This window comes from Diaphorobacter sp. HDW4B (genome assembly GCF_011305535.1).
GTDB lineage: Bacteria > Pseudomonadota > Gammaproteobacteria > Burkholderiales > Burkholderiaceae_C > Diaphorobacter_A.
Window position 1 is genome coordinate 4,783,374 of record NZ_CP049905.1, and the last position, 20,126, is coordinate 4,803,499.

Sequence of the window (20,126 nt, forward strand, 5' to 3'; positions counted from 1 at the left end):
ACCTACGAGTCACACAACAACATGCGCAACACAATCACTACAAGCCTCAAGCCGGTTGCAGTCGCCGCGCTGCTGACCATGGGCATGGGGGGCATCGCTCATTCCGGGGAAACGGTCGATCTGGGCGATGGCCTGAAATTCGACTGGCGCCTGAACGCCAACTACACGCTGGGCACCCGCGTGAAGAGCCCGGACGCGCTGCTCTCCAGCGCCACGAAGAACGCCAACGGCAACGATGGCACGAACAACTTCAAGAAGGGCGCGATCACGGCCAACCGTCTGGCGGCGCTGTTCGAGAGCAAGCTCTCCAAAGGCAGCTCGGGTCTGGTGTTCACGGCTTCGTCGTTCTATGACGATGCTTATCAGGGCCGCAACGACAACAACGGCGCTTCGACCAATCCCAACGCGGTGAATTCGCAGGCACCGTTTGACCACTTCAACAGCTGGACCGAGCGTTACCACGGCGGCTATACGCGTCTGCTGGATACCTACGCCTACACTGGTTTCGACATCGGCCAGACACGCGCCACCGTGCGTGTGGGTCGCCACGTCGTGAACTGGGGTGAGTCTTCGTTCTTCGCCAACATCTCGGCGGCGCAGGGGCCGTTCGACGGCACCAAGTCGGGCATTCCTGGCACGGAGGTGAAGGAAGCGATCCTGCCCGAAGACCAGATCTCCGGCTCGCTGGAAGTCACTCCGGAACTCACGCTGCTCGGCCACGCGCAGTTCGGTTTCCATGAAACCATCGCACCCGGTGTCGGCTCGTTCCTGAGCACCAGCGATGTGACCGGCCCCGGTTCGAGCTGTCTTGGCCCCTACACCGCCACTGGCGTCTGCCGCGGCGTGAACAAGGGCAACGACATTCGTCCTGGCAAGACCGGCCAATGGGGTATCGGCTCGCGCTACCGCGTGACCAACGAAACCGAAGTCGGTCTGTACTACCTGAACTACAACGATCGCACGCCGATGGTTGCAGTCAAGCCCGACTACAGCGCCTACCAGATCCGTTATTTCGACGACATCAAGCTGCTGGGCACGACGGTCAGCACCTCGTTCGGCAAGGTCTCGGCCTACGGTGAATTCACCTACCGCAAGGGCGCGCCAGCGCTGGTGGGCACGGCTTCGACGGCCGTGCGTGCCAACATCATGCAGGGCAATATCGGTGGCTTCTACAACATCGGCCGCACACCCTTGGCCGACGACATGCAGTTCCTGGCCGAACTCTCCGCCGTGCGCATCAACAGCGTCGATGGCTACAGCACCAACGACCTGAGCTTCAAGACCCGCAACGGTCTGGCGTTCTCGGGCACCTGGGTTCTGAGCTATCCCGGCTTCATCGAAGGCTGGGACATGACCGTGCCGATGAGCTACTCGCGCCAACTGCGTGGTCGCACGCTGGCCGGTGGCGTGGGCGGCGAGGGCGATTCGCGCTACAGCGTCGGCGTGAACTTCGTTCGCAAGAGTGCGCTCACCATCGGCGTGACCTACCTGGGTTATCTGGGCGACGCTTCGCTCGATTCCAAGAAGTATCGCGCCATGGTCGATCGCGACCAGTTGTCGATCAACCTCAAGTATTCGTTCTGATGACGGCTTGAAGGTCGATATCTTCATCGACGGTTATGGGCTGCATTTTCAATACCTTGTTTGATTGCGCCGCGCCCCATGACCGTTTGATGGATCGGCAAAGTATGGAGAAAAGTCGTTCACCGACCGCGCCGCATTTGGCGTGGAGCGGGCGGTGAGCGCAAGGATTTTTTCGGGAGAACGCCATGCGCACCCATCTGAAACGGCTGCTCGCGTTGGCCGTCATCTTCTGCACTGGCGTCGTCAGCGCCCAGTCCATCCACAACCTGTTTCCCACCTTGCCCGCCATGCCGGAAATCGCTCCCATGGCACCACCCACCGTGCTGCTGAGCGACACGCAGGGCAATATCCGATTCAACAGCAGCAGCCCCTATGATCTGGACGTGCTGCTGCACCAATCCACCAAGGCCGCGCCCACTGCAGGCATGGGCAAGCTGCTGCTGCCCCCGCAGGCCAGCGACGCCACGCCCGTGCCGGCCATGGTGATTCTGCCTGGCGGCTCCGGCGTGCTGCCGGGCCGTGAGTTCGAGCTGGCTCAGCAGCTCACACGCAACGGCATCGCAGCCTTGGTGATCGACTACTACCAGCCGCGCGGCATCAACGACGACACGCCTTACCGCATCAAGCTGCTGGGCGCATCCGAATTCGACGTGATGGCCGACGCTTATGCAGCGCTGCGCGCCCTGAATCGCCACCCCGCCATCGACGCGCGCCGCATCGGCCTGATCGGCTACTCGCGCGGCGGCATGGTCGCGCGCATGAGCATGGACGAGCGCATGCGCGCCCAACTCGCCCCCAAGGTGCCTGCATTCGCGCTGCATGTGGATTTCTACGGCCCCTGTTTTGAAGAGTTGCGAACCCAGAAAACCACGGGTGCGCCGCTGCTCAGCTTTCGTTCGGGTGAGGACGAATCCAACGACTTGGTCGCCTGCGCCACCGCCGAATCACGCCTGCGCAAGGCAGGCTCGCAGGTCAACGCCGTCGTCTTTGCCAAGGCCGGGCACGACTGGGACAGCAGCGAACCCCGCACGGTAGCCGCCGACAGGCCTTATCTGCGCGGCTGCACCGTGAAGTTCGACGCCAGGGCGATTCCCAGCGTGCGCGGCCATGCCCTGATCCCCGCCAACGCCAGCCCGGATCGCGAGACGCGGATGAAGCTGCGTGCGCAAAGTGGCAAGCTGCTGGGCGATTGCGTGAAGATCGGCTATGTGAGCGGCAGGGATGATGAGGTGAAATCGGCTTCACATTCCGTGCTCATGCATTTTTTGACGTCGCAATTGAAAAGGGAGGATTGATCTCAGGCGACCTCGGTGGTATTTCGGTGTATGATGAAATCAGTTCTGATCTTTGCTGATCAGTTTCATGCATCCAATGCTTGCCGGGAGTTAGACCTCTCAGCCCTCGCCACCTCCGGGTGGCTTCTTTTTTTGGCAATGAGAAAAGCGATCTCAGCTCTCTCCCAGCGCTTCCAGCCGATACCCCACACCATAGACCGACCGGATCGGCTCCTCCTCGCTGCCTGCATCCAGCAGCTTGCGGCGCAGGTTCTTGATGTGGCTGTCGATGGTGCGGTCCACGACGACGCGGTGGTCGGGGTAGAGGCGGTTCATGAGGTGGTCGCGTGACCAGACGCGCAGTGGCGTGGATGCGAGTGTGCTGAGCAGGCGGAATTCGACGGGGGTGAGGTCGAGCGGCTTGCCGTGAAATGATGCCGCGAAGTTGGCCTCGTCGATCTCCAGCACGCGTGCCATCTGCGCAGGCGAATGGCGGTAGCGACGCAGTACGGCGATGACGCGGGCGACGACTTCCTTGGGGCTGAAGGGTTTGCAGACATAGTCGTCGGCGCCCACCTGCAGGCCGAGCAAACGATCCACCTCGTCCACGCGGGCAGTCACCATGATGATGGGCACTTCGCTGCGCGCGCGCAGGTCGCGGCAGATGTCCACGCCGCTGCGGTGGGGGAGCATCAGGTCTAGCAGGATCAGGTCGTGGTGGCGCTGAGTGTAGGCGTCGAGCACCTGCGCGCCGTCGGCAATCCATTCGGTGCGAAAGCCAGCGGCCTTGAGATAGTCGCCCAGCACGGAGGCGAGACGCGGTTCGTCTTCCACGATGAGGATGAGCGCGCCTTGCGTGGCTGCGGTGATGGGATCGAGTGGCATCGCCGTCGTCATGATGGTAGTTGTTGTAGTTGTTGTTGCAGCAGGGGGATGCGGATGTGGATGCGCAGGCCGCCAAGCGACGAGGCATCGGCGTGGATGCTGCCGCCGTGTGACTCCACGATGTTTCTGCAGATGGCGAGACCCAGTCCGCTGCCGCCGCTGGCGCGGTTGCGCGAGGCTTCGATGCGGTAGAAGCGGTCGAACAATCGCTCGCGCAACGCGGCTTCGACGCCGGGGGCCGAGTCTTCGATGATGACCTGCGCTTCGCCGCCTGCCCGATGGACCTGTGCGTGGATCTGGCCGTTTGCGTCGGTGTAGCGGATGGCGTTTTCGAGCAGGTTGGACATGAGCTGCAGCAGCCGGCTCTCGTCGCCGTGGATGAAGACGGGCTCGTCCTGCGCGTTGACTTGCAGATCGAGGCCGCTGTCGGCCGCGCGGGCCTGCACGTTGGATGCGGCTGCCTGCACGATGCGGTGCAGGTCGATGGCCTCGAATTCGTAGCTGAACTGGCCGGTCTGCGTGACCGCCAGATCGTGGAAATCGTCCACCAGCTTGTTGAGTTGCTGAACCTCGCTTTGCAGCGGCGCGAGCGTGCTCTGGTTCATGGGGCGGATGCCGTCCTGAATCGCTTCGAGCTCGGCCTTGAGCACGGCCAGCGGCGTGCGCAATTCGTGCGAGATGTCGGCCATGAAGGCGCGGCGGTTGTGCTCGATGTTCTCCAGTTTGCTGGCAAGCTGCGAGATGTCGCCCGCAAGCTGGTCGAGTTCGTCGCGGTTCAAGGCCGTGATGCGCTGTGTGTAGTCTCCCAGCGCCAGCTTGTGCACGAATTGGGTGAGCACCTTCAGGCGCTTGAGCAAGGTGCTGGTGAGCAGCAACGCCAACACGGCGGCGACCAGCACGGACGTTGCGCCGTTGACCCACCAGGCGCGGACCTGGGCGTTGTAGAAGCGAACGTCGCCCGAGGCAATCGCCTTTTGAAACGGCACCATGGCAAGCCAGCCTACCTGCTTGCCATGCGATTCGATGGGCAGGCGAATGGCGTCCTGCGCGGCGTTGGCGTTGCCGACGACGAGCTTTTCATTCATGTCGATGAGCGCAAAACGCGGCACCGCGCCGGTCTGGTCGGATACGGACGGAATGCCGAGCGTGGGCGGCTCGTCTTGCGCGCCGCGCGGGCGCATCAGGTGGAACCATTCGCGTGGATTGCGCCGTGCGAAATCCCAGCTGTTCTCTTTTTCGTATTCAGCGATCAGGCGCGGCATCACCTCGCGCATGCGCTCGACGCCCTGGTCGTTCAGGTAACCCATGAAATCGCGCATGAACAGAATGCGGCCCAGCACGCCGTTGATGGCAAGCACCGTGGCGCAGGCCACCAGAATGGCGATGAAGAGTTTGGCGGACAACCTCAGTTTCATGGGCGGAGGGGGTGTACTTGGGGCACTTGTGGCGAAGGCAGCCATTGGGCACCAAGGCGGCTCTGCTCGTCAACACGGCCTTGGGCAGCGCCGCAAGTGTGCAGGGAATTCCATACTTCCTGCACATTTGGAGCCGACCATGGGTGCTTCCCAATCAGAACTCCCGTCAGATGGCTTCGTTCCCGTGCTCTTTTTCCGGCAGGCGGTCTTTCAGCCGCCTTTCTTTTTTGTCTCTCGCGCTGGTCGCTGCAGGACTGGTGGCCGGCTGCGGCAAGCAGCAGGCGGGAGCGCCGGGCGGGCCCGGTGGGCCGGGTGGTGCGCGTACGGCCGTGGTCAGCGTGCAGCCGGTGGTGGCGCAGCAACTGGTGATGGAGCAGTCGCTCGTCGGTCGCACCGCCGCGCACATGGTCTCCGATGTGCGGCCGCAGGTTGGCGGCATCATCTTGAAGCGGCTGTTCACTGAAGGCCAGACTGTGAAGGCCGGGCAGGTGCTTTATCAGCTCGATCCGCGCACTTATGAGGCGGCGGTGGACAGCGCCAAGGGCCAGCTTGCGCAGGCCGAAGCCGCTGTGCTGGCCGCCAAACCGAAGGCAGAGCGTTATCAGAATCTGGTGAAGATCGACGCGATCAGCAAGCAGGATGGTGACGATGCCATCGCCACGCTGCGCCAGAACGAAGCGGCCGTGGTGTCTGCCAAGGCGGCGGTGCGCACGGCGCAGATCAACATGGAATTCACGAAGGTGACCGCGCCGATCAGCGGTCGCATCGGCACCTCGACCTACACGCCGGGTGCGCTGGTCACGGCCAACCAGACCAATGCGCTCACGACGATTCAGCAGCTCGATCCCATCTATGTGGACGTGACGCAGACGAGCGCCCAGTTGCTCGCGCTGCGCAAGCAGATTGCCAGCGGTGCGCTCAAGGCCGTCGATGGCCGCGTGCCGGTGAAGATCGTGCTTGAAGACGGCAGCACCTATGCGCAAAAGGGCACGCTGGAATTCATCGGCACGTCGGTGGACACGGGCACGGGCAATGTTTCGCTGCGCGCCATGGTGCCCAATCCCGATGGCTTGCTGCTGCCCGGAACCTACGTGAAAGCGGTGATGCCTTCTGCGGTGAACGACAAGGCGATTCTGCTGTCGCAAAGCGTGGTGAGCCGCAATACGCGTGGCGAGCCGGTGGTCAAGCTGGTGGCTGTGGACGGCAAGGTGGAAGAGCGCCTGATCCAGACCGGCGACGCCATCAAGGATCAGTGGGTCGTGACCAGTGGCCTGAAGGAAGGCGAGCAGGTCATCGTGAGCGGCGCAAGCAATGCGCGCGGTGGACAGCAGGTGCAGATTGCGGACAAGAATGCCGCGGCTCCGGCGCAGCCAGCGAGCGCAGCGAGTGCGGCAAGCACCGCCGGTGGTCAGTAAGAAGGAGCCCGGATGTCACGCTTCTTCATTGATCGGCCCATCTTTGCGTGGGTCATCGCCATCGTCATCACGCTCGCGGGTCTGCTGTCGATTTCGACGCTGCCCGTGGAGCAGTATCCGAGCATCGCGCCGCCATCGGTGTCGATCCGCGCCACCTACACGGGCGCGTCCGCCGAGACCACCGAAAACTCCGTCACGCAGGTGATCGAGCAGAACATGACGGGGCTCGACAACCTGCTGTACATGAGCTCCAGCAGCACGTCTGCGGGTGCGGCCCAGGTCACGTTGACCTTCGCGTCGGGCACCAACCCCGACATCGCGCAGGTGCAGGTGCAGAACAAGCTGCAGCAGGCGCAATCCAAGCTGCCTGACACGGTGCAGGCCACCGGGGTGACGGTCACCAAATCGTCGGGCAACATCTTTCTGGTACTGGCCTTCACATCGGAAGACGGCAGCATGAACGGCACCGACATTGCCGACTACATGTCCTCGTCCGTGAAGGACACGATCAGCCGCGTGAACGGCGTGGGCAATGTGCAGATCATGGGTTCGGAATACGCGATGCGCATCTGGCTCGATCCCGAAAGGATGCGCACCTATTCGCTCATGCCATCGGATGTGTCGTCGGCACTGCAGGCGCAGAACGCCGATGTGTCCTCGGGCTCTCTGGGTGAAGTGCCTGCCGTGCAAGGCCAGTTGCTGAACGCGACGGTGAAGTCGCGCAACCGTCTGCAGACCGTCGATCAGTTCAAAAGCATCGTGCTCAAGTCCGACAGCCGTGGCGCTGTCGTGCGCCTGTCCGACGTGGCGCGTGTGGAGCTGGGCAGCCAGTCGTATTCGTCCGTCGGCAAGTTCAACGGCAAGCCCGCTGCGGCATTGGGCATTGAACTCGGTTCAGGCGCGAATGCGATGAGCGTGTCCGACGCGGTCGATGCCAAGATGAAGGAGCTGTCGCAGTTCTTCCCGAGCGGCCTGACCTACAAGGTCGCGCACAGCACCACGCCGTTCGTGAAGATCTCCATTCAGGAGGTGGTGCATACGCTGTTCGAGGCCATCGTGCTGGTGGTCGCGATCATGTATCTGTTTCTGCAGAACTGGCGCGTCACGCTGATTCCGGCGATTGCCGTTCCGGTGGTGCTGATGGGCACGTTCGGTGTGCTGTCGGTGTTCGGTTATTCGATCAACACGCTGTCGATGTTTGCGATGGTGCTGGCGATTGGCCTGTTGGTGGACGATGCCATCGTGGTGGTGGAAAACGTCGAGCGCGTGATGAGCGAAGAGGGCTTGTCGCCCTACGAAGCCACGCGCAAATCGATGGGCCAGATCACCGGCGCGCTGGTCGGCATTGCGCTGGTGCTGACCGCCGTGTTCGTGCCGATGGCCTTCTTTGGCGGATCGACGGGCGCGATCTACCGCCAGTTCTCGGTGACCATCGCGTCGGCCATGCTGCTGTCGGTGCTGGTGGCGATGACGCTGACCCCGGCGCTGTGCGCCACCATGCTCAAGCCGATCGAGAAGGGCGGCCATGTCACGGCGCGCGGGCCACTGGGTCGATTCTTTGCATGGTTCAACGCGCGCTTTGACGACCTGAGCCGTGGTTACGGCGGCGGTGTGAAGCGCCTGACCCGCAACCGCACGATCAGCCTGATCGCGTTCGCGGCCATCATCGGCGCGATGGCGCTGCTGTTCATGCGCTTGCCCACGTCGTTCTTGCCGGAAGAAGACCAGGGCTCGCTGTTCGTGCAGATCAAGCTGCCTTCGGGCTCCACGCAGCAGCAGACGCTCAAGGTGATGGACGCCGTCTCGGAATATGTGCGCGAGCAGCCCGAGGTGGAATCGGTGATGGCGGTGGCGGGCTTCAGCTTCTCCGGCAGCGGCCAAAACGCAGGCATGGGCTTCATTCGCTTGAAGGACTGGAGCCTGCGTCAGGCCAGTGCGACCGACATCGGCCGACGCATCACCATGGAGATGATGAAGCGCTACAGCGATGCGCAGATCTTCGCGATGGCCCCATCGGGCATTCCCGGTCTGGGCCAGAGCGCGGGCTTCACGCTGCAACTGCTGGACCAGAACGGTGCGGGGCACGATGCGCTTGTCGCCGCTCGTCAGCAACTGCTGGCGCTTGCAGCCAAGAGCAGCAAGGTGCAGGCCGTGCGCTACGGCAGCTTGGAAGATGCGCCCACGTTCAACATCAACGTGGACGACGCCAAGGCCGGTGCGCTCAGCATCACGCAAAGCGACATCAACAACACGCTGGCGACGGCGCTGGGCAGCACCTATGTGAACGACTTCGTCAACCGTGGCCGCATCAAGAAGGTCTACGTGCAGGGCGATGCGGACTCGCGCATGCTGCCGGGTGACCTGAGCCGCTGGTCGGTGCGCAACAAGAATGGCGACATGGTGCCGTTCTCGTCGTTCTCCACCACCGAGTGGAGCAATGCGGCGGCGGCGCTCGCGCGTTTCAACGGAACGGCGTCGATGGAAATCAGCGGGCAGGCCGCGCCGGGCGTGAGCTCGGGTGAGGCGATGATCGAGATGGCAAAGTTGGTCAAGGAGATCCCGGGCGGCTTTGGCTACGCATGGTCGGGTTTGTCGTTCCAGGAGCAGCAGTCCGGCTCGCAAGCGCCGCTGCTGTACGCGATCTCGCTGCTGTTCGTGTTCCTGTGTCTGGCCGCGCTGTACGAGAGCTGGTCGATTCCGTTCTCGGTGATGTTGGCCGTGCCGATCGGCATCGTGGGCGCGCTGTTGTTCACCGCGCTGCGCGGGTTGAACAACGATGTGTACTTTCAGGTCGGACTGCTCGCCACGATTGGCCTGGCGGCGAAGAACGGCATTCTGATCGTCGAGTTCGCCAAGGAGCTGCAGGAAGACCATGGCATGTCGCTGATCGACGCCACGCTGCATGCGGCCCAGCAACGTCTGCGTCCGATTCTGATGACCTCGTTCGCCTTCATGCTCGGCGTGCTGCCGCTGGTGATCAGCAAGGGCGCGGGCTCGGGCGGCCGCCATTCGCTGGGCACGGGCGTGCTGGGCGGCACCTTGGCATCCACGCTGCTGGGCATCTTCTTTGTGCCGCTGTTCTATGTGATCGTGCGCAGCCTGTTCAAGGCCAAGCCACGTTCAGCGCAAGCGCAGGTCGAACAGAACCCGGTGGTGCAGTCATGAAGAAAGTTGAAATGAAGAATCGAAGCACGCTGCGCGCCGTGGTCTGCGCCGTGGCCGTGATGCTCGCGGGCTGCGCCAGCATGGCCCCGGACTACGAACAGCCCAAGCTGCCGGTCGCGCAAAGCATGGGGGCGACTGGTGTGGCGGCCGAGGAATTGCCCGCGTTGCAATGGCAAGAAGTCTTTGTCGATGCGCGCCTCAAGCAGGTGATCGAAACGGCCATAGCCAACAACCGCGATCTGCGCGTGAGCTTGCTGAATGTGGAAAAGGCGCAGGCCCAGTACCGTATCCAGTCGGCCGACCTGTTCCCCCGCATTGCGGCCACGGCCAGCCAGACCACGTCGCGCAATGCGGTGTCCAACGGCAGTGGCGGCGTGCAGGGCCAGATCAACCGCTCGGCGGGTCTGAGCGTGGGCTTCACAAGCTGGGAGCTGGACCTGTTCGGTCGCGTGCGCAGCCTGAAGAACGAGGCGCTCGAAAACTACCTGTCGCTCGCCGAAACCGGCCACAGCACGCGCATCAGCCTGATCGCCGAAGTGGCCAGCAGTTGGTTGACCGTGGGTGCGCATCAGCAGCGTCTGGCTTTGGCGAAGGAAACGTTGGCCAGCCAACGCAAGACGCTGGAGCTCACCCGCAACAAACATGCGTTTGGCGTGGCTTCCGCCGTCGATGTGAGCCAGGTCGAAACCAGCGTGGAGAGCGCGCGTGTCGATGTGGCGAGCTACACCACGGTGCTGGAGCAGGCGCAGCATGCGCTTGATCTGGTGGTCGGATCGCATGTGTCGAATGAGCTGCTGCCAGCGGTCGCCAGCGACAACAACACTGGCGTGGCCTTGGCCGCATTGCCGCCATCGCTGTCGTCCACCACCTTGCTCAAACGCCCCGATGTGCTGGCCGCCGAGCACGCGCTCAAGGCCGCGAATGCCGACATAGGCGCGGCGCGCGCGGCCTTCTTCCCCAAGGTGTCGCTGTCGGTATCGGCAGGTTATGGCAGCGATGCGCTGTCCAATCTGTTCGATGCGGGCACGCGCACCTGGTCGTTCCTGCCGAGCATTTCGCTGCCTATCTTCAATGCCGGATCGCTCAAGGCCTCGCTCGATGTGGCCGAGATCCAGAAGAACATCTACGTCGCTCAGTACGAGAAAAGCATCCAGAGCGCGTTCAGCGAAGTGGCCGATGCGTTGAGCGTGCGTGCCAACATCGGCGAGCAGCTCAATGCCCAGCGAGCGCTGGTCAAGGCATCGCAGACCAACTACGACCTGTCCGACGCGCGTTATCGCAACGGCGTGAACAGCTATCTGCAGACGCTCGATGCGCAGCGTTCGCTCTACAGCGCGCGCCAGTCGCTGATCACGCTGCAGTTGAGCGATGCGGTCAGCCGGGTGAATCTGTACAAGGTGCTGGGCGGCTAGTTCCGCAAATTGCCCTGCTCGGCGAGGCGGGCGGGGCACCCAACATGGCGTAGAATCCCGCACGAACATCAGGTGCTTCAAGGCGCATTCAGCGCAGCGAAGTGAAACGGGAAGCAGGTGAGCGGTCTGTCCAAAGCGATATGACCACCAATCCTGCACTGCACCCGCAACGGTAATCAGAGATGTTGGAGCGCACGCCATGCGTCACTCAACGTGACGGCAATGGCGGCCACTGCGAAAGCGGGAAGGCGCGTTCCGACGGCAACTCATCGAGTTGAGCTCTGTAAGTCCGGAGACCGGCCTGCTGTATTCAAGGCGCAGCGGGAGTGCATGTGACCTGATGGGCGCGCACGTGTGCATGCATGCAAGCAAACGCCGGTCTTCGCCCCTCATTCCAATTTCTCCCCTGCACATTTTTTCGTTCATGCGGTCACGGGTTGTGGCCGGATCGACTGTGGGTGCTGCATGGTGCGAGAGTCTCGCAATCGTTGGTTGTCGGCGTGGTTGTCGTCGTGGTTTTTGCATGGAGCATGCGGCCCGGCTGTTGCTTGCCCGCAGGCCGCATCGCTTGGTGGATCCATCCCATGAGCGAACCCTTCATCGTCCAGGGCTGGTGCCCGACCGCATGGCAGCCGATGCAGTCGCAAGACGGCTGGATCGTGCGCGTGCGCCCGCATTGCGCGTCCATTCAAGTGGTGCAATGGCGCGTGTTGGCAGAGCTGTCGCTGGCGCATGGCGATGCGCAGATCGAACTGACCCGACTGGGTAATGTGCAATTGCGCGGCGTCGCCGAGTCGCAGCTTTTCTCGCTCAGAAGCACATTGATCGCAGCGGGGCTGGTGCCTGCAGATGCCGATGAAGATTTGGCCCCTCCCGTGCACTGCACGCCGTTCTATCGTCAGGGCGATGCGACGCACGTATTGGCGCAGTCGCTTTCCGCAGCGGTGTGCACGCATTTGCGACCCAGCGCGTTGCAGCGTCTGGGCCTGGAAGCGCTGCCCAGCAAATTCGGCCTGCTGGTGGACGACACGCAGCAGCGTTTGAAAAACACGCACGCCGATGTTCGCCTGTGGGCCACACCCGATGGCCGTTATGCGATGTCGGCAGGTACTGCGTTGACGTGGATTCCGATGGCGCGCATGGAAGATGCGGTGTCCGCTGCCATCGATCTGGCACGCTGGTTTGCACGTGAGCGCATGGCGCACCAGCCCATGCCGACACGGCTGCAGCGCGTGATCGCCCAATTCCCGCGCGATGCGACAACGCATGGCGCAGCGGATACGGAAAGCTTGTCGCCAAGCGCCTTGCCGGATGCAGGCCGTTTGATTGGCGTGCCACTTGGCCGCATCGATGCGCAAGCCTTGTTGGATGTGATCGCGCATATGCCCGATACCGCCGAGCTGCGCGTTACTCCATGGCGTTCCTTGTGGATTGATGGTGATTCAGCGCATTGGGGCAAAGCCTTTCAGGACACCACACATTGGATTACCCAAACGGATGACGCGCGTCTGCGCGTGTCTGCCTGCACAGGGGCTCCGCGCTGCGCGCAAGGGCATATGGCGGCGCAGGCATTGGCGCTTCACATCGCGCCGCATGTCCCGCAAAACGCTCACGTGCATGTGAGCGGCTGCGCCAAACACTGCGCGCTGTCCGCAGAAGCCACGGCGCTGATCAGCGCGGTTCGGAACGAAGAGGCCGTGCAACTCGATCTGCGCAAGCCAAAAGACAACGACACGCAAGCCATCCACATCACGCCCGATTCGCTGCAGGCCGCGCCGCAGCAAATACAGAAACTGATTCATGACCTACACCTACGAAACCAACGGTGATGCCATCTACCGGCAATCGTTTTCCATCATCCGCAGCGAGGCCGATCTCAAGCGCTTTTCGCCGCTGGAGGAACGCGTTGCGTGCCGCATGATCCATGCCGCTGGCATGGTGGAGCTCGCACAGCACATTCACTTTTCCTCCGATTTTGCAGAGGCGGCTGAAGCGGCCATCCAGCGCGGCGCGCCGATTCTGTGCGATGCGCGCATGGTGAGCGAGGGCATCACGCGCAAGCGCCTGTCGGCGAACAATCCGATTGTCTGCACGCTGCAAGACCCGCGCGTGCCAGCCTTGGCAAGCGAGATGGGCAACACACGAAGCGCTGCCGCGCTGGAGCTGTGGCGCGATCAGCTTGAGGGCGCGGTGGTGGCCATCGGCAATGCGCCGACGGCGCTGTTCCATCTGCTCAACATGCTGCAGGACCCAAGCTGCCCGCGCCCGGCGGCCATCATCGGTTGCCCGGTGGGCTTTGTGGGTGCGGCGGAATCCAAGGACGCTCTGCGCGCATGGGGGCAGATTCCGTTCGTGATCGTCGAAGGTCGTCTGGGTGGCTCGGCCATCACCGTGGCGGCCGTGAATGCGTTGGCCAGCGCGGTGGAATGAGGTGGTTGCGATGAACAACAAAGGACAGATCGTCTGCGTGGGCCTTGGCCCCGGCGACCCGGAACTCATGAGCGTGAAGGCCGACCGCATGCTGCGCAATGCGCGCCACGTGGCCTTTTTCCGCAAGCGCGGCCATCCCGGAAAGGCGCGCCAACTGGTCAACGGCATGCTGCATGCGGAGGTCACCGAGTACCCGATGGAGTACCCGTTGACCACGGAAATCCCGCATGACGATCCGCGCTACATCGCTCAACTGTCGGATTTCTACGCGACCTGGCAAGCCAAGCTGACCGAGTTGGCGCGCGAGCAGGACGTGGTCGTGCTGTGCGAAGGCGACCCGTTTTTCTACGGCTCGTTCATGCACCTCTACATCCGTCTGCGACAAGCGGGCGAGGTGCCCGTGAACGTGCTGCCCGGCATTCCCGGCATGGTGGGCTGCTGGCACGCCACGGGCATTCCCATGACATGGGGCGACGATGTGATGAGTGTGCTGCCCGCCACCTTGCCCGATGCGCAATTGCGCGAACATGTGGCGCGTTCCGATGCGCTGGTCTTCATGAAGGTAGGCCGCCATCTGGGGCGCATCCGCACGCTGCTGGCAGAGCACGGCAAGCTGGACAACGGCTGGCTGGTGATCAACGGCACGATGAGCGATCAGCAGGTCATGCCGCTGCGCGATGCGCCCGAGCGCTGCCCTTACTTCGCCATCGTGATCGTGCACGGTCAGGGTCGGCGTCCCGCCAACGACATGTGAGGCAGACCGCATGAATGCACAACAAGGACGACTCAGCGTGGTGGGCCTCGGCCCCGGCGCGGATGAGCTGGTGACTGATCAGGTGCGAGCCGCCATCGCTGCGGCGAGCGATGCGTTCGGCTACTTTCCCTATGTCGCGCGACTGAGCGGGCTGGAGCATGTGAAGCTCCACGCCAGCGACAACCGCGAGGAGCTGGAACGCGCGCGCGAAGCCTTGAACACTGCAGCAGAAGGCCGACAGGTGCTGATGCTGTCGTCCGGCGATCCGGGTGTCTTCGCCATGGCGAGCGCCGTGTTCGAGATGCTGGACCACGCGCAGCCGCAAGAGCAAGCGCGCTGGGCTGCGGTGGACATCGAAGTGCTGCCCGGTATCACCGCCATGCTGGCCGCATCCGCACGGTTGGGTGCTCCGTTGGGACATGATTTCTGCACCATCAATCTGTCGGACAACCTCAAACCCGCATTGGTGATCGAGCGCCGCATTCAACTGGCAGCGCAGGCCGATTTTGCGATGGCGTTCTACAACCCGTGCTCCAAGTCGCGCCCGGAAGGGTTTGAACGTGCGCTGCGCGTGCTGCGCGCGGAGTGCGAGCCGGATCGTCTGATCTGCTTTGCCCGCAATGTCAGCCGTCCTGACGAGACCTTGCAGGTCCATCGCCTGGCCGATGTGACGGCCGAGATGGCCGACATGCGCACGCTGGTGATTGTGGGAAACAGTTGCACGCGCCGGGTCGGCAAGCATGTCTACACACCGCGCAGCTATGCCGTGTGATGTGCGCTCAGCGCGCGTGCGCAAGCCACTCCATCGTCTGATCGGGCGTTTCGCATTGCGTGCGCGGCGGCAGTTGCGGGCGGTCCACCATGATGACCGGAAGCTGCAACTGGCGTGCGGCTTCGATCTTGGCGTAGGTGTCCGGTCCACCAGCGTTCTTGCTGACGATGTGCTCGATGCCATGCTCGCGGATCAGAGCTATTTCATCGTCCAGCCGGAATGGGCCGCGCGCAATCACCAGTTCGCAATTCGCGGCAGGCAAGGGCAGTGGTTCATCCGCTTGATCGATCACGCGCAGCACAAAGCGATGGTGCGCTGCTTGGGTTGCAAAGGCGGCCAACTGCTTGCGTCCAATCGCCAGAAACACAGTGCCGCCATCGCAGGGCAGCGCGGCGGCAGCGGCGTTCATGTCGGCCACCTGCGTCCAGCGATCTCCGCTCTGGGCCTGCCATGCGGGGCGCTCCATCGACAGCAGCGGAATGCCGACCTGCGCGCAGGCCTCGATGGCATGGGCGCTTATCTGTGCGGCGAAAGGGTGCGTGGCATCCATCACATGGGTGATATGTTGATCGCGCAGATACTGCACCAGCCCGGCCACGCCGCCAAAGCCGCCCACACGTGTGGGCAGAGCCGGTGTTCGGCGGGTCAGCGTGGCCCCTGCATAGGAATAGACGGCGCTTATCCCGGCCTCGTGCAAACGGGTCGAAAGAACATGGGCATCGAAAGTGCCCCCTAACAGGAGAACATGGGTCATGGCCAATCCGTGGCTTTCAATCATCGGCATTCATCCATCCGGGCTGGACGGCCTGAGTGCCGTGGCACGCCGAGACCTCGATGATGCCAGCGTTGTGTTTGGCAGTCCGCGTCATCTGGCATTGGCCGAGGTGGGCGCTCGGGGACATGCGTGGCCGATTCCGTTTGACGTCGTGCCGGTGCTTGCATTGCGGCAGCGCGAGCGCGTGGCCGTGCTGGTGTCCGGCGATCCGTTTCACTATGGTGCAGGCGCATCGCTTGCGCGGCATCTGGAGGTGGGTGAGTGGCGCAATCATCCCGCGCCATCGACCTTCGCATGGGTGGCCGGAGAGCTGGGCTGGTCGCAGGAAAATACGCATTGCCTTGGCTTGCACGCGCGCCCGCTGCAGACCCTGACGCCGCTGCTGGCCGAAGGCGCGCGCTTCATCTGCCTGCTGCGCGATGGTGCGGCGGCGCAGGAGTTGGCGGCATGGCTGAGCGCGCAAGGTTGGGGTGCAAGCCCGCTGTGGCTGGTGTCGCAAGCCGGTGGCGGTGCGCAGCAAAACATGCGCTCCGGAACTGCCCAAGAGTTGCACAAGCAGTTGCTGAGTGATCCGGTCGAAGCTCCTGTTGCCGCAGCCTTCGAGACGCGAGGAGGGCAGGGCTTTGTGCGTGTGCCCGGTCGCAGCATCGACACCTTTGCACATGATGGTCAGATCACCAAAAGCCCTGTGCGCGCGATGACGCTGGCCGCGTTGGCTCCGCGTGCGGGCGAGTGCCTGTGGGATCTGGGCGCGGGTTCGGGTTCGGTTTCCACCGAATGGTGTCTTGCGGGCGGTACCGCCGTCTGCGTGGAGCAGAACGCCGCGCGCGTGGCCAATATTCGGCAGAACGTGGAGCGCTTTGCGGTGAATGCGGACGTGGTGCACGGCGATTCGCGCGCCATGATTTCCAGTGTGAAACAGGAGCCACACGCCGTATTCGTTGGCGGTGGTTTTGATCGTGAATTGTTTGCTGCGCTGTGTGCCCGACTGACCTCGCCTTGGCGCTTGGTCGTCAACGGCGTGACGTTGGAAACGCAGGCGCTGCTCATGGAACTGCATCGCGTATACGGCGGTCAATTGCACCAGTTGCAATGGAGCGAGGCCGTGCCGCTCGGCAGCATGCAGGCATGGAGTGCCGCAAGGCCGGTGGTGCAGTGGATATGGCACGCAGCATGACGTTGTGGGTAGCCGGTTGGGGATTCCGCTCAGGTGCGGATCGCTCGTCGTTTGCAAGCTGCTGGGAGCAGGCGAGTCAGCGTCTCGACCTTGCGCAGTTGGAGTCTGCACGTTGGACTTTCGCAGTGCTTGAAAGCCGTGTGAGCAAGCCCGGTTGGCAGCAGTTGCTGGCTTGGAAATCGGGCAGCGTTGTGCCGCACGCAGATTGCGTACAGATCGCGGAGAGCGACATCAGCAAGACGGAAACGCCCACTAGTTCCGCGCGGTTGGAGCAGCGCTTTGGCACGGGCAGCGTGTGCGAGGCGCTTGCTTGGCAGGCGGCGTTGCAACGGGCCGATCAGCGCGAAGTTCAATGGATGCTGCCGCGCATCGTGTCCGCCGATCGCCAGGCGACCTTGGCCGTGGTGCGCATCGGGTCCTTATCAGAATTGCAGGAATCAGGAGTCTTATCGTGACTGTTCACTTCATCGGTGCGGGCCCTGGTGCCGCCGATCTCATCACCGTGCGCGGCCGCGATCTGTTGGCTGCAAGCCCGGTCTGCCTCTACGCGGGCTCGCTGGTTCCCGACGAACTGCTGACCCATTGCCCGAAGGACGTGCGCTTGGTGAACACCGCACCCCTGTCGCTGCAGGACATCGCCACGGAAATGCTCGAAGCCCATGCGCGCGGGCAGGATGTGGCGCGACTGCATTCGGGCGACTTGAGCATCTGGTCGGCCATGGGCGAGCAACTGCGGATTTTGCGCGAGCACAACGTGCCGTACACCGTCACGCCCGGCGTGCCATCGTTCAGCGCGGCGGCCGCGGCGCTGGGGGCGGAGCTGACCTTGCCCGGCTCGTGCCAGTCCGTGGTGCTCACGCGCACATCGGGTCGTGCGTCGAGCATGCCCGATGGCGAAACTCTGGCCGCATTTGCCGCCACGGGAGCCGTGCTGGCGATCCATCTGTCGGTGCATGTGGCCGAGCAGGTACAGCAGGAATTGCTCAAGCACTACGGTGCCGATTGCCCAGCAGCCATTGTCTGGCGCGCCTCCTGGCCCGATGAACTCGTTGTGCGCACGCAAGTGGGCGAGCTTGCCAAGGCCGCGCAATCCAACCCCTTGCAGCGCAGCGCGTTGATGCTGGTGGGGCGCACGATAAGCCAGGAAGACTTTGGCCAAAGTCGTCTCTACGCCGATGACTACGATCGCCGCTACCGCCCACGTGGCGCGGAGCCGCGTTTTCCCGTCGGAACCGAGGGGCTGTGATGCTTGAATTGCTGCTGATCGGCATTGGCACCGGCAACCCTGACCACCTCACGCGCGAAGCGGAAAACGCCATTCGTCAGGCGGATCTGGTGCTGCTGCCGCACAAGGAAGACAACAAGGCCGAACTCGCGCAGGTGCGGTTGTCCTTGCTTGAACAATTGAACGTGTCGCTCGACCGCATAGCGCATTTCGACATGCCGCTGCGCCGCTCGCAGGGCGACGATTACGACCAGCAGGTGGATGAATGGCACGACGCCATCGCGCATCGCTGGCAGGCCGCTTTGGATGAGAAGCTGCCCACGGGCAGTGGACGTGTCGCGTTGCTGGTGTGGGGCGACCCCGCACTCTACGACAGCACCTTGCGCATCGCATCGCGCCTCGGCCTGCCGCGCGAACAGGTGCGGGTGGTGCCGGGCATCACGTCCATGCAGGTGCTGTGCAGCGCGCACGGCATCGCGCTCAACGACATCGGCGCGCCGTTCCTGGTGACGACGGGACGTCAACTGCGCGACGGCGGCTGGCCGCAAGGCGTGGACACGCTGCTCATCATGCTTGATGGGCAGTGCTCGTTCCAGCAAGTGAGCGAGCCTGATGTGACGATCTTCTGGGGCGCTTACCTCGGCATGCCGCAGCAGTTGCTGATGCACGGGCCGCTTGCGGAGATGGCTCCGCGCATCATCGAACAGCGCCAGCAGGCGCGCGCGCAGCATGGGTGGATCATGGATATCTACATGCTGCGCAGGCCTGTGGCGAAGGGCTGAGCGGACGCTGCTCGATTACTTGTTCGTGATCCCACGCGCCTTGATCATCGGGCCCCAGCGGTCTTGCTCCTGGCGCACGTAGGCGGTCATGGCGTCCGGCGTGCTGGGGATGGCTTCCATGCCGAGTTCTTCGAGCTTGCGCACCACGTCGGGGTTGGCGAGCGAGGTCTGCAGCGACTTGGCGATCAGTTGCACGCGGTCGGCGGGCGTGTCTTTCGGGACCACGAGGCCTTGCCATGCGTAGACGGCTTGCGTGGACAGGTTGAGTTCTTTCAGCGTCGGCACGTTGGGCAGTTGCGGCAGGCGCTTGTCGCCGGTGACGGCCAGTGGCACGAGCTTGCCTTCCTTCACGAACGGCAGTGACAGCGATGGCGCGAGCGCGGCGACCTTGATCTGGCCGCCTGCCAGGTCCTGCAGCGCGGGCGCGTCGCCTTTGTAGGGCACATGGTCGGCCTGCGTTTGCGTGTTGCCCAGAAGCATTTCCATGGCCAGGTGATGCGGCGTGCCCACGCCCGCCGTGCCGTAGCCGATGCCGCCCTTGCGGATCTGGTCCATCAGCTCGTTCATGTTCTTGATGCCGCTTTGTGTGGAAGCTGCGATCAGGATCGGAAAGCGTCCCATCAGGCCGATGGAGCTGAAGCTCTTTTGCGCGTCGTAGCGGATGTTGGAATAGATCGCGGGATTGAACGCGAGGATGGCGACGTCGGCGGTCAGCAGGTTGTAGCCATCGGGCGCTGCGTGCGAGATGGCTTCGGCGGCGATCATGCCTGCCGCGCCTGCGCGGTTGTCGATGATGACTTGCTGCTTCAAGTGCTTGGCCAGCTCCACGCCCACGGTGCGCGCGAGCACGTCGGTGCCGCCGCCTGCTGGAAAGCCCACGGTCCATTTGACGGGTTTGGTGGGGTAGACCTCGGGCGTTGCCGCAAGTGCGGGCAGGGCGGCTCCGAGCGCCAGCGTGCAGATCAATGCGCGGCGCGAGAGGGTTTGGAGGCGTGAGGAAGTTGAAGTTGCGGACATGTTGTTTGTCTCCTTGTTGTGATTTCAGAAATGCCAACAGGCGC

17 protein-coding genes and 1 riboswitch are annotated in these 20,126 nt (G+C 63.3%); of the genes, 13 read left to right on the top strand and 4 right to left on the bottom strand.

The genetic code is table 11. From position 1 onward, the window contains the following. Positions 1 to 21 precede the first annotated feature (21 nt). The gene (locus G7048_RS21900) at positions 22 to 1,584 is read left to right on the top strand and encodes a DUF1302 domain-containing protein (RefSeq protein ID WP_166070162.1); all 1,563 of its coding nucleotides are present in this window, start codon (positions 22 to 24) and stop codon (positions 1,582 to 1,584) included. A gap of 185 nt (positions 1,585 to 1,769) precedes the next feature. Beyond that, the gene (locus G7048_RS21905) at positions 1,770 to 2,879 is read left to right on the top strand and encodes a dienelactone hydrolase family protein (RefSeq protein ID WP_166070163.1); all 1,110 of its coding nucleotides are present in this window, start codon (positions 1,770 to 1,772) and stop codon (positions 2,877 to 2,879) included. 153 nt (positions 2,880 to 3,032) lie between these two features. Here G7048_RS21905 and G7048_RS21910 read toward each other — a convergent pair whose 3' ends face one another. Together G7048_RS21910 and G7048_RS21915 are read right to left on the bottom strand one after the other, a co-directional pair. Next, a complete protein-coding gene (locus G7048_RS21910; protein WP_240933068.1) occupies positions 3,033 to 3,755 on the bottom strand; it encodes a response regulator in 723 nt (240 codons plus the stop codon). After that, on the bottom strand, positions 3,752 to 5,146 hold the full coding sequence (locus G7048_RS21915; protein WP_205750304.1) for an ATP-binding protein: 1,395 nt from the start codon (positions 5,144 to 5,146) through the stop codon (positions 3,752 to 3,754). Before G7048_RS21915 ends, G7048_RS21910 begins: the two co-directional genes overlap by 4 nt. A 239-nt stretch (positions 5,147 to 5,385) precedes the next feature. Here G7048_RS21915 and G7048_RS21920 point away from each other — a divergent pair, with 239 nt between their 5' ends. The 7 genes from G7048_RS21920 to cobJ all read left to right on the top strand — a co-directional run bounded on the left by G7048_RS21920 (position 5,386) and on the right by cobJ (position 15,106). Next, positions 5,386 to 6,573 carry an efflux RND transporter periplasmic adaptor subunit gene (locus G7048_RS21920; RefSeq protein ID WP_240933069.1) on the top strand — a complete coding sequence of 396 codons (1,188 nt, stop codon included), beginning with the start codon at positions 5,386 to 5,388 and terminating at the stop codon, positions 6,571 to 6,573. 12 nt (positions 6,574 to 6,585) lie between these two features. Then, entirely contained in the window at positions 6,586 to 9,738 is a 3,153-nt protein-coding gene (locus tag G7048_RS21925; RefSeq protein ID WP_166070166.1) for an efflux RND transporter permease subunit, read from the top strand. An 11-nt stretch (positions 9,739 to 9,749) separates the two neighbouring features. Beyond that, positions 9,750 to 11,150, top strand: a complete 1,401-nt coding sequence (locus tag G7048_RS21930; RefSeq protein ID WP_166070167.1) for an efflux transporter outer membrane subunit — start codon at positions 9,750 to 9,752, stop codon at positions 11,148 to 11,150. 53 nt (positions 11,151 to 11,203) lie between these two features. Then, positions 11,204 to 11,470, top strand: a riboswitch (cobalamin riboswitch). 264 nt (positions 11,471 to 11,734) lie between these two features. Next, the gene (locus tag G7048_RS21935) at positions 11,735 to 12,979 is read left to right on the top strand and encodes a nitrite reductase (protein WP_166070168.1); all 1,245 of its coding nucleotides are present in this window, start codon (positions 11,735 to 11,737) and stop codon (positions 12,977 to 12,979) included. Then, complete coding sequence (locus tag G7048_RS21940; protein WP_166070169.1) at positions 12,951 to 13,580, top strand: precorrin-8X methylmutase; 630 nt, start codon at positions 12,951 to 12,953, stop codon at positions 13,578 to 13,580. Before G7048_RS21935 ends, G7048_RS21940 begins: the two co-directional genes overlap by 29 nt. A gap of 10 nt (positions 13,581 to 13,590) precedes the next feature. Then, positions 13,591 to 14,334, top strand: a complete 744-nt coding sequence (gene cobI / locus G7048_RS21945) for a precorrin-2 C(20)-methyltransferase (RefSeq protein ID WP_166070170.1) — start codon at positions 13,591 to 13,593, stop codon at positions 14,332 to 14,334. A 10-nt stretch (positions 14,335 to 14,344) separates the two neighbouring features. Next, the gene (gene cobJ / locus G7048_RS21950) at positions 14,345 to 15,106 is read left to right on the top strand and encodes a precorrin-3B C(17)-methyltransferase (protein ID WP_166070171.1); all 762 of its coding nucleotides are present in this window, start codon (positions 14,345 to 14,347) and stop codon (positions 15,104 to 15,106) included. A gap of 7 nt (positions 15,107 to 15,113) precedes the next feature. Here cobJ and G7048_RS21955 read toward each other — a convergent pair whose 3' ends face one another. After that, positions 15,114 to 15,860 (bottom strand): cobalt-precorrin-6A reductase, encoded by a 747-nt coding sequence (locus tag G7048_RS21955; RefSeq protein ID WP_166070173.1) that lies wholly within the window; start codon positions 15,858 to 15,860, stop codon positions 15,114 to 15,116. On the opposite strand from G7048_RS21955, the gene cbiT reads away from it, so the two are divergent. The 4 genes from cbiT to cobF are packed head-to-tail and all read left to right on the top strand — an operon-like array spanning position 15,859 to position 19,065. Next, on the top strand, positions 15,859 to 17,058 hold the full coding sequence (gene cbiT, locus G7048_RS21960; protein ID WP_166070174.1) for a precorrin-6Y C5,15-methyltransferase (decarboxylating) subunit CbiT: 1,200 nt from the start codon (positions 15,859 to 15,861) through the stop codon (positions 17,056 to 17,058). The genes G7048_RS21955 and cbiT overlap by 2 nt on opposite strands. Beyond that, positions 17,043 to 17,513, top strand: coding sequence for a cobalamin biosynthesis protein (locus tag G7048_RS21965; protein WP_166070175.1), 471 nt, complete (start codon positions 17,043 to 17,045; stop codon positions 17,511 to 17,513). Before cbiT ends, G7048_RS21965 begins: the two co-directional genes overlap by 16 nt. Next, entirely contained in the window at positions 17,510 to 18,304 is a 795-nt protein-coding gene (gene cobM, locus G7048_RS21970; protein ID WP_166070177.1) for a precorrin-4 C(11)-methyltransferase, read from the top strand. The genes G7048_RS21965 and cobM overlap by 4 nt, the downstream gene beginning before the upstream one ends. Next, positions 18,304 to 19,065: a precorrin-6A synthase (deacetylating) gene (gene cobF / locus G7048_RS21975; protein ID WP_166070178.1), complete on the top strand. Its 762-nt coding sequence runs from the start codon at positions 18,304 to 18,306 to the stop codon at positions 19,063 to 19,065. The genes cobM and cobF overlap by 1 nt, the downstream gene beginning before the upstream one ends. 15 nt (positions 19,066 to 19,080) lie before the next feature. On the opposite strand, the gene G7048_RS21980 is transcribed toward cobF, so the two are convergent. Further along, complete coding sequence (locus G7048_RS21980; RefSeq protein ID WP_166070179.1) at positions 19,081 to 20,082, bottom strand: tripartite tricarboxylate transporter substrate binding protein; 1,002 nt, start codon at positions 20,080 to 20,082, stop codon at positions 19,081 to 19,083. Positions 20,083 to 20,126 lie beyond the last annotated feature (44 nt).

Coding starts and splice junctions, on each gene's coding strand:
- cobF (WP_166070178.1), top strand. CDS start 18,304: ATGCTTGAATTGCTGCTGATCGGCATTGGCACCGGCAACCCTGACCAC.
- cbiT (WP_166070174.1), top strand. CDS start 15,859: ATGGCCAATCCGTGGCTTTCAATCATCGGCATTCATCCATCCGGGCTG.
- cobJ (WP_166070171.1), top strand. CDS start 14,345: ATGAATGCACAACAAGGACGACTCAGCGTGGTGGGCCTCGGCCCCGGC.
- G7048_RS21935 (WP_166070168.1), top strand. CDS start 11,735: ATGAGCGAACCCTTCATCGTCCAGGGCTGGTGCCCGACCGCATGGCAG.
- G7048_RS21900 (WP_166070162.1), top strand. CDS start 22: ATGCGCAACACAATCACTACAAGCCTCAAGCCGGTTGCAGTCGCCGCG.
- cobI (WP_166070170.1), top strand. CDS start 13,591: ATGAACAACAAAGGACAGATCGTCTGCGTGGGCCTTGGCCCCGGCGAC.
- G7048_RS21930 (WP_166070167.1), top strand. CDS start 9,750: ATGAAGAATCGAAGCACGCTGCGCGCCGTGGTCTGCGCCGTGGCCGTG.
- G7048_RS21955 (WP_166070173.1), bottom strand. CDS start 15,860: ATGACCCATGTTCTCCTGTTAGGGGGCACTTTCGATGCCCATGTTCTT.
- G7048_RS21905 (WP_166070163.1), top strand. CDS start 1,770: ATGCGCACCCATCTGAAACGGCTGCTCGCGTTGGCCGTCATCTTCTGC.
- G7048_RS21980 (WP_166070179.1), bottom strand. CDS start 20,082: ATGTCCGCAACTTCAACTTCCTCACGCCTCCAAACCCTCTCGCGCCGC.
- G7048_RS21965 (WP_166070175.1), top strand. CDS start 17,043: ATGGCACGCAGCATGACGTTGTGGGTAGCCGGTTGGGGATTCCGCTCA.
- G7048_RS21910 (WP_240933068.1), bottom strand. CDS start 3,755: ATGACGACGGCGATGCCACTCGATCCCATCACCGCAGCCACGCAAGGC.
- G7048_RS21940 (WP_166070169.1), top strand. CDS start 12,951: ATGACCTACACCTACGAAACCAACGGTGATGCCATCTACCGGCAATCG.
- G7048_RS21925 (WP_166070166.1), top strand. CDS start 6,586: ATGTCACGCTTCTTCATTGATCGGCCCATCTTTGCGTGGGTCATCGCC.